The organism is Stenotrophomonas sepilia (assembly GCF_003244875.1).
Lineage (GTDB): Bacteria > Pseudomonadota > Gammaproteobacteria > Xanthomonadales > Xanthomonadaceae > Stenotrophomonas > Stenotrophomonas sepilia.
Genome location: NZ_LXXZ01000076.1, coordinates 1 through 16,349, shown reverse-complemented (window position 1 = coordinate 16,349; position 16,349 = coordinate 1). Strand labels below are relative to the sequence as shown.

Here is a 16,349-nt window from a genome sequence, read left to right as displayed (position 1 = left end):
GCGCCAACCAAGGTTGGCCCCTGCCAGGACTCATCCGTAGATCCACGCCATGCATGGGTGGCAATGCAGACCCACGCCCCACCCCGCACACAGCGGCTAGCCGTTGGCGTCGTCGCCAAAGCCGAATCGGGCCGGCCGTGCCGTTCGCAGCGGAACGAACATCATGGCGGCGAACACCACCAAGGCGGGGGTGGACATGATCCAGATGCCCCTGTTGCGAATCCCGATCCCCATGAAGTCGACCTGCAGATCGCCGATCCATTGCAGCTGCGTCAGTATCATCACCAGCCCGCCGATAGTCGCGCACGGCAACCCACCGTGACCGGCCCCCAACAACGTCGGTGTCAGAAACCCACCCAGCAACGCGAAGCCGACACGGTACACCCAGGGGTTGCCGCGCCACCGTGGCGCGCCGAACAACATCAGCAGCATCAGCGCCAGGGTCAACAGACTGGGAAGTACCCAGAGGGCAAGCAGCATTTCGATCATCTCGATCATCGGCCGGGCTCCGCTGGCCTGGCATCCCCCGTCGTCGATCGCATCTCCCTGCCCCCCATCACGTCCATGAAGCACGCATTGTTGCCGGTACGCAGGCAGACGCAAAGCCCCGGCAGCGCAAGAACTGCTAAACGCCGCGCCTGCCGATCCGCTACTGTGCCGGCATTGGATGCGGGGAACGGCAGGATGAGCGCGGCAGGCAAGGCGTTGTGGTACATCGAAACCCATGCGGACCAGCCATTGGCGCTGGCCGACATCGCCGCTGCGGCCGGCCTGTCGCCGTTTCATCTGTCACGCCTGTTCCAGGCCCGCACCGGCACCTCGGTGGTGCGCTACCTTCGCGGGCGCCGCCTGACCGCTGCCGCGCAGCGGTTGGCCAACGGCGCGGGCGACATCCTGCAGGTGGCGCTGGGGGCCGGCTACACCACCCATGCTGCCTTCACCCGTGCCTTCAGCGAACAGTTCGGGCAGACACCGGAACGGGTACGCGAACAGGGCACCGATGGGCTGACGCTGGTGCAGGCGATCCGCCTGGACGAGGCCCCGTCAGCCTGCATTGAAGCCCCCCGGCTGCTCGATACGCCCGCGTTCCAGCTGGCAGGCGTCGGCATGCGGCATACCCGCGACAGCAGCGGCGCGATTCCGGGCCAATGGGCCCAGCTCAACCGCGAGTGGCCGACGTCGGCACCGGTCAGCTTCGGCGTGTGCTGCAACAGTGATGACGATGGTGGCTTCGACTACATTGCGGCACTACCGGCAAGCACGGTGCCGAGCGTGCCTGCGCACTGGCGACGCGTGGACATCCCGGCGCGCCGCTACCTGGTGGCTTGGCACGGCGGACACATCTCGGCCATCCGCTCGACCTGGTTCTGGTTGCTGGATCATTATCTCCCTGCGTCCAACCTGAGCCTTGCCGATGCGCCGGACCTGGAGCGCTACGACGCCCGGTTCGACGAGCACAGCGGCAACGGCGGCGTGGAGATCTGGCTGCCGGTGGAAGAACGTCACCACTGACGAGGAGTTGAAGATGCGCATGACCGCTGCTGTGCTGGGAGCGATGCTGATGGCGTTTACAATCACCGGCGCCGCCCGCGAAAGCGGCGTCGCCGGCGAGCGCCACGGCACGACGACGCTGGCCAGCGCCGCCGTGCGCGACGCAGGGCACCGCGACGCGCTGCGCTACACGGTCTGGTATCCGGCACAGGCCGGCAGCCGCGAAAGCGCGCTGACCATCGGTCCACCCGACGCGCCGCTGTTCCACGTCGGCCGGTCGGCCAAGGATGCGCCGGTCGCGGGAGATCGCCTGCCGACCCTGCTGCTCTCGCATGGCAACGGCGGCAGCGCGCGCATGATGGGTTGGCTGGGCACGGCGCTGGCGCGGGCCGGATATCTGGTGATTGCGGTGGATCATCCAGGCAACAACGGCGTTGACACCATGACCCTGCCCGGCAGCCTTCTGACCTGGTTGCGCGCCGATGACCTGCGTGCCGCACTGGCGGCCGTGCAAGCTGATCCGGTGCTGGGCCCGCATGTCGATCCTGAGCGCCTGGGGGTCGCCGGCTTCTCGGCCGGTGGCTACACCGCGCTGCTGGCAGCCGGTGCGCGACCGGACCTGCAGCGATTGCGGGACTTCTGTACCGCACATCCGGATGACGGCGTCTGCCGGCCCCAACAGGAGGCGGCAACGCACACGATGGAGGCGCGCGTTGCCGCTGCGGCGTCGCCCGAGCTATCGCCATGGATGTCCCACGCCAACGACGCACGCGCCATTCCCGGCGTGCGCGCGGTGTTCCTGCTGGCGCCGGCAATCGTGCAGGCCTTTGCGCCCGAGCAGCTCTCCTCGCTGAAACAGCCGGTGTCGGTCGTGCTGGGCCAAGCGGACACGGTCGCGCCACCACAGACCAATGGCGAGGCTGCGCGTGCGGCGATTGCGGGCGCTGCACTGCAGGTGCTGCCCGGTGTCGGCCATTACGATTTCCTCGCCGCATGCACCCCGACCGGACAACAGCGGCTGCAGGACCTGTGCAGCACATCGGTGCCGAAGGCGCAGACCCACGCGCAGGCAGTGGACGCCGCAATACGATTCTTCAACCAGTCACTGCGCTAGTGGCCGCCGGGCAGTCCCCAGCGCTACAGTGAGCGCGTCCATGGAGAATCGGTCATGCGCCTGCTTCACCTCACCCTGCCGGTGTCCGACGTCGCCACCGTCGCCGCGTATTTCCACGATGTGCTGCAGCAGCGCGTGGTCGGCAACCATGTGCACATCGGCTGGAGCACGATCGAACTGCAGGCGGCGGGTGATCACCCCGTCGGTGGCGTGCACCTGGCCTTCAACGTACCGGACAACCGCTTCGGCGAGGCGATGGCCTGGTTGCGCGAACGTACCCCGCTGCAACGTAATCCTGAGGGCCTGGATTACTTCGCGCTGGAGAGCAGCTGGCAGTCGCAGTCGGTGTACTTCACCGGCCCGGACGGCCTGATCCTTGAACTGATCGGCCGCCGTCGCTTGCCGGCCAGCGCGCGCGAAGGCGTGTTCCATGGCAGCGAGCTGACCTGCCTGAGCGAGGTTGGCCTGCCCAGCCACGATGTCGATGCGGTGCGCGAACAGTCCAGCCAGCGCTTCGGCCTGCAGCCGATCAGCCCGCCGTCGCCGCAGTTCGCGCCGATGGGCGACGACGAGGGCCTGCTGATCATCGTCGCCGCCGACCGTCGTTGGTTCCCCGAGCAGAAGGACCTGCCCAGTGCGCAGGGCGTGCAGCTGCAGGTGGGTGATGTGAGCGGCAGCGGCGAACTGCGCGATGCCGCGCTGGGCTGGCGGGTGTGGACGGCCTGAGCTACCAGCTGCCCGAAGCGCCGCCGCCGCCGCTGCGGCCACCGCCACCGGACCAGCCGCCGGAACTGCTTGAGGACGAACTCGACGACGAGGTGCTGGACGAGGAACGGTAGCCTTGGGACGACCTTCGTCCGCTGCGTGCTTTTTCGCCGGGCAGCAGGGTGAACACCCAGATGAAGTACAGGAACAGCGAGCCTACGCTGGACACGATCGTCGCCAACACGCGTGCGTTCTCATCGTTGGCCCGGTCGATGGCCAGCAGCGCGCCCAGCGCATAGCCGCCGGTCAACAGCACCAGCACCACCAGGCGCACGGCGAAGCTGTTGCGGTTCTTCCGCCAGCGCGCGCGGCCGGCCTGCACCAGGAAGAACACCAGCATGGCGGCAATGGCGACCGCCAGGTTCAGCAACGTGTGCAGGGCAAGGCTGGGCGGCAACTGACCACGGACCAGCATCACCACAAAGAATCCGATACTGACGGCCAACATGCCGCACAGCACGATGCGCACACCACGGCTGCGACGCCAGCACCACCCCAGCAGCGCCGCCACCGGTACGGCGGGTAACAGCACGAAGAACAGCGCAGGCAGCACATGCCGCGGCAGCAGCAGCGTCGCCGAAACCAACCCAGCGGCCATCACCGCCGTTACCAGCAACGGCCTGACCCAGGCAGGCAATGTCGGCCGTTTCGGCCTGGGCATTGCCGCATTGGCTGCCAGTGCCTTGCGCCGCCGCTCACGGCGTTTACCGCTGGACTCGGCCTCGGTCCTGGTGGCCAGCAGGCGCGGTGGTGATCGCCACAGACCGGCCAGGAACCCCACCAGCAACGTCAGGGCAACGACCGAATCCCCTGTGCGCCAATCCGCTGGCAACAGGTTGCGTGCGGATGAATCCTCCTGGGCCGGCAGCGGCTCGCCATCGATCAGCGCCACCAGCACCTTGCTGCCATCCAGCATGCCCTGGTCCAGGTCTCCTTCGCGCAGGCGCGGCACGATCGCTTCGTCGATGATGCGCGCGGCATAGGCATCGGGAATGGTGCCTTCCAGGCCATAGCCGGTCTGGATGCGTACGCGCCTGTCCTGCACCGCCACCAGCAGCAACACCCCGTCATCGACACCGGCGCGGCCCAGCTGCCACTGGTCGAAGACACGCTGTGCAAAGGCTTCGATGCCGTCATCGCCAACACTGGGCACCACCAGCACCTGCAGTTGCGCGCCTTTGCGTGCCTGCAGCTGCAATGCCTGCTCGCGCAGCGTTGCGCGGGTGCTGGCGGACAGCGCGTTGGCGGTGTCCACCACCGGGTCGTCCAGTGCCGGAATCGGGACCGCCGCCAGCACTGGCAGTGGCAACAGCCAGAGCAGCAGTGCCAGCCCTCCCCACTGCCATGCGTTGCGCCACCGCAGCACACGGCTCATGTGGACGCCGTGCCTTGCAATGGCGGTGCTGTGCATCATGCGAAACGGCATCCGTGTATGTCCTTGCCCCATGAACGGAAAAGCCGGCCGGATTACTCCGGCCGGCCTCCTTTACCACACACTTCTTCACACGCAGTGGTCAACGGCCCATGGCCACCCGCTGCTGCTCGTCCTGCACGTGTTGCTGCGAAGGCTCGTGCTTGGCCAGCATTGCAGCGCTGGTCTCCTGCAGGCTCGGTGCCGTCTGGGTCATGTCCACCGCAGTACGGAAGCCGGGAACGGTGCCCACGACGAAGGCCTTGCCATCCTGCACGGTGACGCCCTGCAGCTTTTCCGGCGAATCGATGCCGGCGGCCTTGGCCTGGGCGGTCACATGCGCGCTCATCTCGTTGCAGATCATGCCCGGCATGTGGCCGCGGATCGCATTGTGCAGCGGCGTATCCGGATGCGCCTTGTCGCCCAGTTGCGGCCCCTTCGGCGCCGCCTCGGCATGGCTGCGGCCTTCGGCCAGCTTGCCCAGCGTCGCCGGACCCGCCACGCCATCGGCGGAGAGCCCGTGCTGCTTCTGGTAGGCGATCAGTGCGTCCCTGGTATTGGCACCGAACTTGCCGTCCTCGCTCAGCGGGTTGCCTTGGCCGTCGCGCACGCCCAGGCGGTTGAGTTCCTTCTGCAGCGCAGTCACTTCCTCGCCCTTGGCCCCCTGGCGCAGCACACCGTTGTGGTCGGCGTCATGCGAATGGCCACCCTTGCCGGTTTCCTTCAGCTTGCCGTGGTCCCAGAAGTCCTGCGGGCTGATCAGCTTGCCGTGCGGATTCTTCAACTGGTAATGCACGTGCTGGGCATACTGACCCGCACCGCCCGGGCCACGGCCGCCCATGGTACCGATCGGCTCACCCGCCTTGATCGGCTGGCCTTCCTTCACCTGGGTCGACTGCAGGTGCAGGATCTCGTGCGAGTTGCCCTGTGCATCCCTGATCTTCACCGTACCGTAGTCGCCACCGACGAACGTCACCGTTCCGGAGATCGGCGCGTTGACGGTCGGGTGCTGCAGATTACGGCCGTGCTGGCCGCCGACATAGTTGAAGTCGGTGCCACCGTGCGGCTTGTGCGCGCGGTGTTCGCCGAACTCACCGGTAATGTGCGGCTTGACCCCGTTTTGCGGGGGCAGCATCACCTGCATCGTCTGCTCGAAGGTGCGGGTCTGGCCTTCGGCATGCACCGCTGCCGGCTTGGCCTGCGCGTGCGTGGCCGCAGCTACGGCGGGGGCCGCGTGGCTGCCCTGGGACTGGCCGTGGGTCAGTCCCAGGCGCTGCTCCACGAACCGCTCGTACTTGTCCACGTACGGCATCACTTTCTTTTCAGACAGGGCGAGGCCGCCGTAATCACGGGTCGGGCCGTCGTGATGGTACTTGTAGATGTACTCCTCACCCTGGCCGCGCTTGTGCGCCAGCGTGCGGTTATCGATGTAATGGTCAACCAGTGCGTCGGACTGTGCGCCGACGTCGAAGCGGTTGCGGTTGTTGAGGTGGTAGTGGTTGCCGGTCTTGTCAATGAACTGGCCCAGGCCCGAGGCCGAGGTGGTGCCAGCGGCGGCATCGGGGTTGAAACCCGATTCAACGCGGGCGATGGCCAGTACGTGCGCCGTTTCGCGTGGGGTCAGTCCCTTCTCGCGCGCCGACTCGATGATCGTGTCGATCACCCGTGACTGTACTTCCGGAGTCGCATCGCCCCACCGGCGGGAGTTGCCATGCAGGCGGCCGTCGCTCTGGTCGATCGGCTCGCGGTAGTGGCTCCACGATTTGATGCGGTCACTGCTGTAGGCCGCCCCGCGGGGCTGGACCATGTCCTGGTAGATGTCTGCCATTTCTGTGCTATCCATTCTATGAAAAAGGGAATTTCCTTAAGGGGTACTGCTCCTGGTACTTCTGGTACTGCGGTACTGCGGTGCTGCGTTCACAGCGCGCGTGCGACGTCCTGCCGCTGCGCTCAGTCTTCGATGTAGTTCACCTCCGGGTGCTTGATGCCGAGCGAGTCGATCAACTTCTCGTACTCGTCGTTGTTGGGCTCCTGCTCTTCGCCTTCCGCGCCGCGCAGCGGCGGTGTGCTGTGGGTCAACTGGCGGCCACTGGCGTCGTACAGGTAGTACCACTCGCAGAAGCTGCAGCCGAACGGCAGTTCACCGTACTGCACGACGAAGTACGGCGTACCGCTGCGGTCCTGCACGCAGGCCAGGCCAACGGCGGTATAGCCGTCCATCTCCTTGGGCGCAGCAATGGCCTGGCGTGCGCCGTCCTTTTCAATTTCCAGCGTGGTCAGCCGGGAAGCGTCCGTGTCTTGGGTGGGCTGGGCCGCCAGGTGCAGGCGGGTGCCTTGGCAATCGATATGCATGCCGGTCTCGTCGCGCGTAAGAGAGGTGGAATGGTCCGCAACGGCAGCCGCAGGTGCGGCCGGCGTCGCTGCCGGGTCAGTGGAAGCAGGGGCCGCCGGTGCAGCCGCCTCAGGGCCGCTGCAGGCAGCAAGCATCAGGGCCAGTACGGGGGCAACGGGAGACAGACGCATGCGGGGCTCCTTGGGTGAATCACACGACCGCCCGCAGGCGGTTGCTCAGGGGTCAGATCGATTCGTCCTCACGCTTGACCAGTTGCCAGCACGGCTTCTGGGCAAAGGTGTAGATCTGCTGGTCGCTGGTATCGGGAGTGCGCATCTGCACCTGTACCTGGCCATCGGGCAGGCGGGTGACCTGCATCTCGCGGCCCTGGCGCTGCAGCGTGGCCGGGTCCGGCATCACCGGCCATTCGACCTTGGCAAGCGGCACCTTCTCCTCCACCTTGCGTGGCTCCGGCTCGGCTTCGCTGTCGATGTGGCTGTCCAGCAGCGGATCGGCAGTGGACGTTTCCTGCAGCGCGATCTCGTTGCCGAAATGCTTGAGGAAGTCGTCGAAGACCGGATGGGGGCAACTGGCAGACGCGTCTGCCGGGACTGCGGCAACCGGCGTGGCCGGCGCCGTGGCGGCGGCTGTGCTGGTCGGAGCCGGTACGGCGGCGTCAGCGGGGGCTGCCTGGGGCGCAGGCTTGCAGCCGGACAGCGCAAGCCCCAGGGCAAGCGCAAGCAGGGCAACGGGGCGGAGCTGGTTCACGGGATCCTCCTGATTCCGGGCGGTCGCGCGCGGTTCCGGCGCGGTAGGGAGGCAAGGATAGCCATGCCTCGGTCAATTCAGTTTCAACATCCGCTGTCAGGAATATCCCGACATGCTGAATTGAGACTAATATCACACTAATACTGAAATCAACGTCATCGCAGCAGCCGTTAGACTACGCCGCACACGCTTCGACCCTGGCCCCATGCGCGCATTCCTGCTTGCCCTCTCCCTGCTGCTGCCAACGCTGTGGCCTGGTGGTGCGGCCGCGCTGGAGGTCCGGGAAGGCGATCTGCTGTTCGTCACCGCCGGCCATGCCGGCCTGAGCGCGGCCATCGACGATGCCACCGGCAAGCAGGGCGCACCCAGCTTCGATCACGTGGCCCTGGTCGCTGCGGCGCCAGACGGCTGGGAGGTACTGCATGCGGATGAGAAAGGCTCGCGCCGGCAGACGCTGGATCAGTTCCGCGAGGACGCCCGAGGCAAGCAGCGGCAGCTCGTCGTCTATCGACTGCGCGCATCGCAGCAGGCTGCCATCAAGGATGCGGTCGCGACCGCACGCACGATGCTGGGCAAGCCCTACAACACGTCGTATGTGTTGAATGAGGACAGCTACTACTGTTCGGATTTCATCGAACGCGCGTTCCGTGCGCACCATGTGTTCGCACTGCAGCCGATGAACTTCCGCAACCCGCAGACCGGGCAGATCGCACAGCACTGGGTCGATCTCTACCGCGCCATGGGCATGGAGGTGCCGCAGGATCAGCCGGGCACCAATCCGAACGACATGTCGGCGGCACCGGTGCTGCACCGTATCGGCGTGCTGGAATAAGCGAAGCCCCGCACGGGGCGGGGCTTCGCGCATCACAGGAAGTGGGTGCCGAAGTCACTCTTCCTCGTCCTGCCCACCCTGCTGCTGGTTGCGCTGGTTGCGCTGCTGCTGTTCCTGCTGCTGTTGCTGCTGCTGGTCGCGGCCACGACCCTGCTGCTGATCCTGCTGGTTCTGCTGGCCCTGCTGCTTCTGGTTCGGGTTCTGGTTCTGCTGTGCCATGTCCGATCTCCAAAGCCACACGCGGAATGCGGTGGACGGGACCATCGTCTGCAGCGAAGAGTTAATCGCGCGTTGGTGGGCGGCTACATTGGTGTGTACGCGCGTGAATGAACGGGCAAAGCCCCTTGCGGCACAAGCCGATGAAGGATTCATATGGGTTCGGCATGTGCTCATGCCGTCAGCCCGACTGCGCGCATTCATGGCGTGCTCTGCTGGAAACACGCGCTGAACGGAGCTGGCGTCCTGCTCGCGCACGGACGCCAGCCCTGCACTCACGGCATCACCGGCGGCACATACGCCAGGGTCATGCCCAGCACCCATAACAGGCCCAGCACCAGCGGGATGTGCACCAGCAACTGGATGAAGGTGAAGCCCACGATGTCGCGTGCCTTCAGCCCCAGCACGCCCAGCAATGGCAGCATCCAGAACGGGTTGATCAGGTTCGGCAGCGCTTCGGCCGCGTTGTAGACCTGCACTGCCCAGCCCAGGTGCGCCTTCAGCTCGTTGGCGGCCTGCATCACGTACGGCGCCTCGATGATCCACTTGCCGCCACCGGACGGCACGAAGAAGCCCAGCACCGCCGAGTAGATGCCCATCACCAGCGCGAAGCTATCGGTGCTGGCCACGTGCACGAACAGGCTCGACAGCCGGTGCGCCAGGGTCTGCCCGTCACCACCGGCGGCGTGGGTGAGGATCATCGCGATACCGCCGTACAGCGGGAACTGGATCAGCACGCCGGTGGTGCTCGGCACCGCCTTGGCCACCGCGTTGAGGAAGCTGCGCGGGCGCCAGTGCAGCAGCAGGCCCAGCGAAATGAAAAGGAAGTTGTAGGTGTTGAGGTTGGCGATGGCAGTGACCACCGGCTTGTTGGCGAACTCGTTGAACAGCCAGCCGAACGCCAGCAGCGAGAGCAGCACGGTCAGCAGCGGGCTGTATTCCAGCCATTCGCCCGGGCGCGTGCGTCGCTGCAGCGGTTCCGGCTCGGCCTGCGCAGCGCCGGGAAATTCCTCGGCGGTACGCGCACTGCCGGCTGCAGGCGCGGTCAGCCAGGCGATCAGCAGCGAGACAAGGATCAGCACTGCGGTCAGGGCGATCGACTGCCACAGAAAGATGGTTTCGGTGAACGGCAATACGCCGGTGATCTCCACCAGGCCCGGCGGCATGCTGGCCGGGTTGGCCTGCAACTGTGCGGCCGACGAGCTCAGCCCCATCGCCCACACTGCGCCCAGGCCGAGATAGGCCGACGCACCGGCGGCGCGGTAGTCCATGCGCAGTTCGGTGCGACGGGCCAGCGCGCGGACCAGCAGGCCACCGAACACCAGCGAGAAGCCCCAGCTGAGCAGCGAGGCGAGCATGCTGACCAGGCCCACGTACACCACCGCACCGCGACCGGTGCGCGGCACCCGGGCCAGGAAGTCGATGAAGCGTGCGACCACCGGCGCGGTGGCCACGGCGTAGCCGCCGATGACCACGAAGGCCATCTGCATGGTGAAGGGAATCAGGCTCCAGAAGCCGTCACCGAAGGCGCTGGCGGTGGCCTGCGGGGTCGAACCGAAGCCCATCGCGGCCAGCGCGACAATGACCACGCCCAGCACCGCGAACACATACGCATCGGGGAACCACTTTTCCGCCCAGGCGGCCGAGCGCAGCGCTGCGCGCGCCATCCAGCCGTCCTGTACTGCTGCCGTCGAGGCCATCGCCTACCCTCCCAGGTTCGATGGACCGATTCTGGGCGGTGGGGTGTGGGCTGTCTGCCACCTATTGGTCGTAGTGGCGGAGAAGGGTAGTGCCGGCCGCTGGCCGGCAACCTCGGAATCACACACGGGTGCAGCCGGCCAGCGGCCGGCTCTACCCCACCGTAGGTTCAACGCAACGCCAGGTCCACGGCGATACCGGCGAACAGCGCGGCGCCGACCCAGTTGTTGTGCAGGAACGCCTTGAAACACGGGCCGCGCTCGCGGTTGCGGCAGATCCAGAATTCGTACACCACCAGTACCGTAGCCACGGCCACGCCGGCCAGGTAGTAGCCCCCCAGCCCGCCGCGCACGCCAACCAGCGCCATGGTGGCCAGGAACAGCGCGTACAGCACGCCCTGGATGACCAGATCGAGATCACCGAACAGGATCGCGGTGGAGTGCGAGCCCATCTTCAGGTCGTCCTCGCGGTCGACCATGGCATACCAGGTGTCGTAGGCGGTGGACCACAGGATATTGCCGGCATACAGCAGCCAGCCCAGCATCGGCACCTCGCCCTGCACGGCGGCGAACGCCATCGGGATGCCCCAGCCGAACGACATGCCCAGGTAGACCTGCGGCAGATGGGTGTAGCGCTTCAGGTACGGATAGCTGGCGGCCAGGAACACGCCGATGAAGCTCAGGCCGATGGTCAGCCCGTTCAGGGTCAGCACCAGGCCGAACGCCACCAGCATCAGCACGGCGAACAACGCCAGCGCGGCACGGCCGCTGATCGCGCCGGTGGCCAGCGGCCGCGCCTTGGTGCGCTCCACATGCGGGTCGAGCCAGCGGTCAGCGTAGTCGTTGATGACGCAACCGGCCGAGCGGGTCAGCCACACGCCGGCGGTGAACACGAACAGCGTCCACAGCGGCGGCAGGCCGCCGGCAGCCAGCCATAACGCCCACCACGTGGGCCACAGCAGCAGCAACGTGCCGATCGGGCGATCAGCGCGCATCAGACTCCAGTAATGCCGCCAACGCGGCGTCGCCGGCGACTGCGGCGAAGTGAGGGGGGTATCAGCCATGGCGATAGGATACTCCTGCCCCTCTGGCAGGGCTTTGCCGGTGGGGGGAGATTTGTTCGGCGAAACTGGATAGAATGCCCGTCCCGCACCGCTTCATGGCGGTGCGATGCCCGCCCCGGCACTGGCCGACGGCGCGGCGGTTCTACAACGCGCCCGTAGCTCAGCCGGATAGAGTAGTGGCTTCCGAAGCCATTGGTCGGGGGTTCGAATCCCTCCGGGCGCGCCATGTTCTTTCTATCCCCCCGTTCCGGTCCCTAGGGCCTGCGTCGAGCGTAGCTTCGATTCGGATCCGGCGTGGCGCGGCAGATCCGGCTGCGTGCATGCCTGATCATGCCGGGCAGCCAGCACAGCGCCGATACCAGGGCCCAGATCGCCGTCAGCCAGAACCATCGACCCAGGGTGTAGGCCCAGATCATGGGAAATACAGCCAGCATGGCGATGAACTGTGTGTACAGCAGATAGAGCGAATGCATGCCCAGGCGTGGGTCCGAGCGCAGCACCACGCCACACCCGCGGCATGCCGTCCTCGCCTGGCGTTTGCCTGCAGAGCGCAGTGGAAACCGTTGCCCGGCAGCGCCGCAGAGCGGACAGCTGAAGGTCATCCATTGCATGCGCAGCCTCCGTTCCTCTTCCTGATGGCTGCCACAGCATACGGCCGATGCAGTAACGCCGGGCATGGCCCGGCGTTGGCTTCAAAGCAGTCGAGCATGGCTCGACTCTACAAGAGCAGATCAGTACTTCCCGTCGAACGCGAAGATCGGCTTGCGCGTCTTCCACGCACCAGCAGTAAAGTCCGGGAACTCCAGCGTCTGGAAGCCGTTGGCGATCGACTGCTCGCTCAGCGGCGTGATCGCACTCCAGGTCACCGCATCATAGATGTCGATCGGCATCGGTGCCTTGGCCTTCAGTGCTTCCACAAATGCATGGATGACGAACCAATCCATGCCGCCGTGGCCGGCACTGGCGGCGGTGTCGGCATTCTGTTTCCACAGCGGGTGCTCGTACTCGTCCTGGTACTTCTTGAACTCTTCCCACTGGTGCGGCGGGCTGCGGCCTTCGATGTGGATCGAATGGTTCACGTCCATCCACAGGCCCTTGGTGCCCTGCACGCGGAAGCCCATCGAGTACGGGCGCGGCAGCGAGGTGTCGTGCTGCAGCAGGATGGTCTCGCCGTTCTCGCACGCCAGCGTGGTGGTGACGATGTCGCCCAGCTTGAACTTCACCTGGGTACTGGGGTGGGTGGTGCCACCACTCTTGGCCACGGTGTATTCGTGCAGGCCGCGTGCCTTGGTCGCGAAGGCGTTGATGTGGGTGAAGCGGTTGCCACGGTTGATGCCGGTATACATCGCGCAAGGGCCGATACCGTGGCTGGGGTACAGCTCGCCGTTGCGCTGCACCGAATGCTCGGTGCGCCAGCGTGCTTCGCTCCAGCCCTTGGGACCGAACTCCACGCCGCTGTCGTAGGGCTGGTTCGGATCGCCGGAATTGAACTTCACGCCGCGAAGGTCGTGCTGGTAGCCGGCCTGCAGATGCACCAGCTCGCCGAACAGGCCCTGGCGCACCATCTGCAACGCCGCCATCACGTCGCGGCGGTAGCAGACGTTCTCCAGCAGCATGTACGGGGTGCCGGTGCTCAGCTGGGTCTTCAGCACGTCCCAGTGGTCCTGCAGGGTGATGCCGGCCACCACTTCACAGCCCACGGCCACGCCGGCCTGCATCGCGGCAATCGCCATCGGTGCGTGGTACTCCCACGGCGTGGCGATGATCACGCCATCGATGCCCTTCTGTTCCAGCAGGCGCTTCCACGCGTTGGTATCACGATCCTGGCCATAGGTCTTCGGCGTGGGCTTGCCGGCCTTCGCCACCATCTCTGTGGCACGGCCCAGCATGATCGGCTCGATGTCGCACAGGGCAACCACTTCGACGTCGTCGCGACGTACCAGCTCCTTCAGCAGCACCAGCCCGCGCATGCCGGTACCGATCATGGCCAGGCGCACCTTGCGCCCGCGTGCCCATGCCGGGGTCTGCGGCAGCAGGCTGCTGGCGGCGACAGCGGCACTGGCCGCGATGAATTCCCTACGCTTCATGGCAAACATCTCTCCTCTTGGCAGCGTGCCGGCCGCAGCCGGCACGCCAGGTCACGCAAACGGAATTACTTGAACCGGTAGCCGATGGTCACACTGTAACCACGGCCGAAGATGGTGGCGTAGTCACTGGAGTCACCCAGGAAGCTGTTCGGATCGTAGAACGGCAGGCGGTTGAACAGGTTCTTGACGGTGAAGCTCAGGTTCCACGCATCATCCGGGCGCCAGGTGACGCTCATGTTGGCGGTCCACCACGACGGTGCACCATCGCACTTGCTCTTCTGCAGGGCCAGGTAGCCGCCGGTGCAGGTTTCCTTGTTGTTGCTCTCTTCGTCGATCTGGTCGGTGGCCCACTTGGTGCCACCCACGTAGTTGACGAACATGCTGGTGGTCACCTGCTTGTAGGTCCAGTCTGCATTGAGCGTGGCACGCAGGCGCGGGTTGTTGTAGTAGCCCACCACGTCGCCGTAGTACCAGCCGTTCTCGGCGTCCATGTAGAAGCGGTTGCGGTTGGCGATGGTGGCGGCCAGGCCGATGTTCAGGTTGCCCCAGTCGCCCAGCGAGAAGCGGCTGCGCGCGTCGATGTCGAAGCCGTCGATCAGCGTCTTGCCGCGGTTCTTGTACTGGCCGACCACGCTGGCCACGTTACCGGCGGAGTAGCCCGGCAGGGTGGCCGGGCAGCTCACGCCGCTGGCCGGATCGGCGCACATTGCCGCCAGCTGCGCCAGGTTGGCGCGGTCGCTGTCGGTGATAGGCGAGCGCGACATCGAGATGATGTCTTCCATGCGGCGATAGTCCGGCGCGACGATTTCGTTGTCACGGTAGATGAACCAGTAGTCGGCCGACACCGACAGCCAGGTTGCCGGCTCGTAGACGAAGCCGAGGGTGGCGATCTTGGCCTTTTCCGGCTTCAGGTCCTTGTTCGGCTGGGTCATGCGCGCCACGGTGCGGCTGCAGTCGACGTTCAGCAGGGTCTTGCCGAGGTCGACGTCACCCGGCCGCTGCGACTTCAGCAGCAGGTTGGCGATGGCGTTGGTCTCGCCGCAGCGCAGTTCGTCACGGAAGCCACCGAGCTGGGCGAACACGCCGCCGTTGCCGGACTCGGCCAGGCTCGGTGCGCGGAAGCCGGTGGAATAGGTGCCGCGCAGCATCAGCTGATCGAACGCCTGGTACTTGAAGCCGATCTTCGGCGCGATGTTGGCGCTGAAGTTCGGGTACTTGTCCACGCGCACCGCCGCATCCAGTTCCAGCTTGTCGGTGATCGGCGCCACGGTCTCGGCGAACAGCGCGTAGGTGTTGCGCTTGCCGTCGAACCACGAGCCGCCCTGCTGGGTGATCAGGCCATTGGCCGCATCGGCATTGCCCGGGGTGTAGAAGGTCTCACGGCTGGCGTTGAAGCCGAACGCGGCGCGCATCTCGCCCGCCGGCAGCTGGAACAGCGGTCCTTCGATCTTGCCGTCCAGGGTATGCAGGCGGGTCCACGACTGGATGTCGAAGGTCGGGAACGCTTCACGTATCAACGCGGCGTTGGCTTCGCTGATCTCGCCGAACTTGTACGCCGGGTGGTCGGAGATGATCACCCGACCGGTGCCCGGATCGATCGTGTACGGCCCGAACGCCTTCTCGAAACCCTTGGTGTTGACGTTGATCGTCTGGTAGGTGGTGGAGTGGGTACCAGCGCTGGCGAATGCGGTTTCCCAGTTCCAGTCACCCGCGTTGCCACGTGCGCCCGCCAGCACACGATAGCTCTTGTCGGTATTGCGCTGGCCGAAGTAGTTCGGGCCGGCATCCTGCAGCAGGTAGTTCAGGCCGACCACGCCGCCCATCATGGCCTTCAACTGCGGGCTGGCGTGGTTGTACTCGTTGTTCGGGCCCAGGAACGGGTACAGGAACTGGTTGACGGTGTTGCCGGTGTTGCGCGAGAACCAGCTGGTCGGGTTGCCAGTCGTGGTGCCATAGGTGCGCGGCGTGCCGCCGTTGGCGCGCAGGTCGATGTCGGTATAGGTCGCCTCGGCGAAGATCTCGGTGTTGTCACCGACCAGGAAGGTGCCGTTGAGGTAGGCGGTGTTGCGCTCGGACTTGGCGCCGGCATCGATCTCGTTGTTCATCCAGGTTTCCCAGACGCAACGCGGGCCGGCCGCTTCACTGGTCAGCACGTTCCTGCAGCCCGGCGCAGCTTCCTGTACGCGGCGGCCGGTAACGGGATCGAAGGCGAAGTAGGTGCCCGGGTTGAACTCGCCCGGCTTGCTGCCCACGCCCAGGCGCAGGTTGTTGAGGTAGTTCGGGTTGTTGACGTAGTACTGGTCCGGACGCTTGTCGTAGAAATCGCTCAGCGGAATCGCGTCGCGACGGTACATGTTGACCGCGCCATAGATATTGAAGCGGTTCTCGGCCAGGTCACCGAAGCCGGCGGTGATGCTGGCTTGGCGCTCACCGTAGGAATCGATGCGCGAGGAGGTGTCGTTGGTGAAGCTGATCTCGGCACCCTGGAAGTTGCGCTTGGTGATCACGTTGATCACGCCGGCCACCGCGTCGGTACCGTACACGGCCGACGCGCCGTCGGTCAGCACTTCCA

General features: G+C 65.9%; 15 protein-coding genes and 1 tRNA gene. 5 read left to right on the top strand and 11 right to left on the bottom strand.

From position 1 onward, the window contains the following. Nucleotides 1–96 precede the first annotated feature (96 nt). The gene (locus A7X97_RS15945) at nt 97–498 is read right to left on the bottom strand and encodes a hypothetical protein (protein ID WP_014648738.1); all 402 of its coding nucleotides are present in this window, start codon (nt 496–498) and stop codon (nt 97–99) included. 186 nt (nt 499–684) lie between these two features. Between A7X97_RS15945 and A7X97_RS15940 the strand changes: the two genes are divergently transcribed. The 3 genes from A7X97_RS15940 to A7X97_RS15930 are packed head-to-tail and all read left to right on the top strand — an operon-like array spanning nt 685 to nt 3,331. Continuing rightward, nucleotides 685–1,512 (top strand): AraC family transcriptional regulator, encoded by an 828-nt coding sequence (locus A7X97_RS15940; protein ID WP_111008173.1) that lies wholly within the window; start codon nt 685–687, stop codon nt 1,510–1,512. A 13-nt stretch (nt 1,513–1,525) separates the two neighbouring features. Beyond that, on the top strand, nt 1,526–2,605 hold the full coding sequence (locus A7X97_RS15935) for an alpha/beta hydrolase family protein (protein WP_088497385.1): 1,080 nt from the start codon (nt 1,526–1,528) through the stop codon (nt 2,603–2,605). 54 nt (nt 2,606–2,659) lie between these two features. Next, on the top strand, nt 2,660–3,331 hold the full coding sequence (locus tag A7X97_RS15930) for a VOC family protein (protein ID WP_111008172.1): 672 nt from the start codon (nt 2,660–2,662) through the stop codon (nt 3,329–3,331). A 1-nt stretch (nt 3,332) separates the two neighbouring features. Here the strand turns inward: A7X97_RS15930 and A7X97_RS15925 are convergent, their stop codons facing one another. The 4 genes from A7X97_RS15925 to A7X97_RS15910 all read right to left on the bottom strand — a co-directional run bounded on the left by A7X97_RS15925 (nt 3,333) and on the right by A7X97_RS15910 (nt 7,881). Continuing rightward, nucleotides 3,333–4,745 carry a TPM domain-containing protein gene (locus A7X97_RS15925; protein ID WP_111008182.1) on the bottom strand — a complete coding sequence of 471 codons (1,413 nt, stop codon included), beginning with the start codon at nt 4,743–4,745 and terminating at the stop codon, nt 3,333–3,335. A gap of 139 nt (nt 4,746–4,884) precedes the next feature. Beyond that, nucleotides 4,885–6,609 carry a peptidoglycan-binding protein gene (locus tag A7X97_RS15920; protein ID WP_072167985.1) on the bottom strand — a complete coding sequence of 575 codons (1,725 nt, stop codon included), beginning with the start codon at nt 6,607–6,609 and terminating at the stop codon, nt 4,885–4,887. Between the two features lie 122 nt (nt 6,610–6,731). Next, nucleotides 6,732–7,304: a hypothetical protein gene (locus tag A7X97_RS15915; protein WP_227836791.1), complete on the bottom strand. Its 573-nt coding sequence runs from the start codon at nt 7,302–7,304 to the stop codon at nt 6,732–6,734. Between the two features lie 52 nt (nt 7,305–7,356). Further along, on the bottom strand, nt 7,357–7,881 hold the full coding sequence (locus A7X97_RS15910) for a hypothetical protein (RefSeq protein WP_072167986.1): 525 nt from the start codon (nt 7,879–7,881) through the stop codon (nt 7,357–7,359). Nucleotides 7,882–8,086: 205 nt separating this feature from the next. Between A7X97_RS15910 and A7X97_RS15905 the strand changes: the two genes are divergently transcribed. Further along, a complete protein-coding gene (locus A7X97_RS15905; RefSeq protein WP_111008171.1) occupies nt 8,087–8,713 on the top strand; it encodes a YiiX/YebB-like N1pC/P60 family cysteine hydrolase in 627 nt (208 codons plus the stop codon). 54 nt (nt 8,714–8,767) lie between these two features. Here the strand turns inward: A7X97_RS15905 and A7X97_RS21935 are convergent, their stop codons facing one another. From A7X97_RS21935 to ubiA, 3 genes are all read right to left on the bottom strand, one after another. After that, entirely contained in the window at nt 8,768–8,932 is a 165-nt protein-coding gene (locus A7X97_RS21935) for a hypothetical protein (protein WP_005414774.1), read from the bottom strand. A 272-nt stretch (nt 8,933–9,204) separates the two neighbouring features. Beyond that, nucleotides 9,205–10,629, bottom strand: coding sequence for a short-chain fatty acid transporter (locus A7X97_RS15900; protein WP_176698787.1), 1,425 nt, complete (start codon nt 10,627–10,629; stop codon nt 9,205–9,207). Between the two features lie 167 nt (nt 10,630–10,796). Then, entirely contained in the window at nt 10,797–11,690 is an 894-nt protein-coding gene (gene ubiA / locus A7X97_RS15895) for a 4-hydroxybenzoate octaprenyltransferase (protein ID WP_049461703.1), read from the bottom strand. A 149-nt stretch (nt 11,691–11,839) separates the two neighbouring features. On the opposite strand from ubiA, the gene A7X97_RS15890 reads away from it, so the two are divergent. After that, a tRNA-Arg gene (locus A7X97_RS15890) sits at nt 11,840–11,916 on the top strand. A gap of 28 nt (nt 11,917–11,944) precedes the next feature. Here A7X97_RS15890 and A7X97_RS15885 read toward each other — a convergent pair. The 3 genes from A7X97_RS15885 to A7X97_RS15875 form a co-directional block, all read right to left on the bottom strand. Next, nucleotides 11,945–12,301 carry a hypothetical protein gene (locus A7X97_RS15885; RefSeq protein ID WP_072167989.1) on the bottom strand — a complete coding sequence of 119 codons (357 nt, stop codon included), beginning with the start codon at nt 12,299–12,301 and terminating at the stop codon, nt 11,945–11,947. A 120-nt stretch (nt 12,302–12,421) separates the two neighbouring features. Further along, entirely contained in the window at nt 12,422–13,777 is a 1,356-nt protein-coding gene (locus tag A7X97_RS15880) for a Gfo/Idh/MocA family protein (RefSeq protein ID WP_111008181.1), read from the bottom strand. Nucleotides 13,778–13,842: 65 nt separating this feature from the next. Then, the coding region (locus A7X97_RS15875) for a TonB-dependent receptor domain-containing protein (protein ID WP_111008170.1) at nt 13,843–16,349 on the bottom strand (2,507 nt) is incomplete at its 5' end.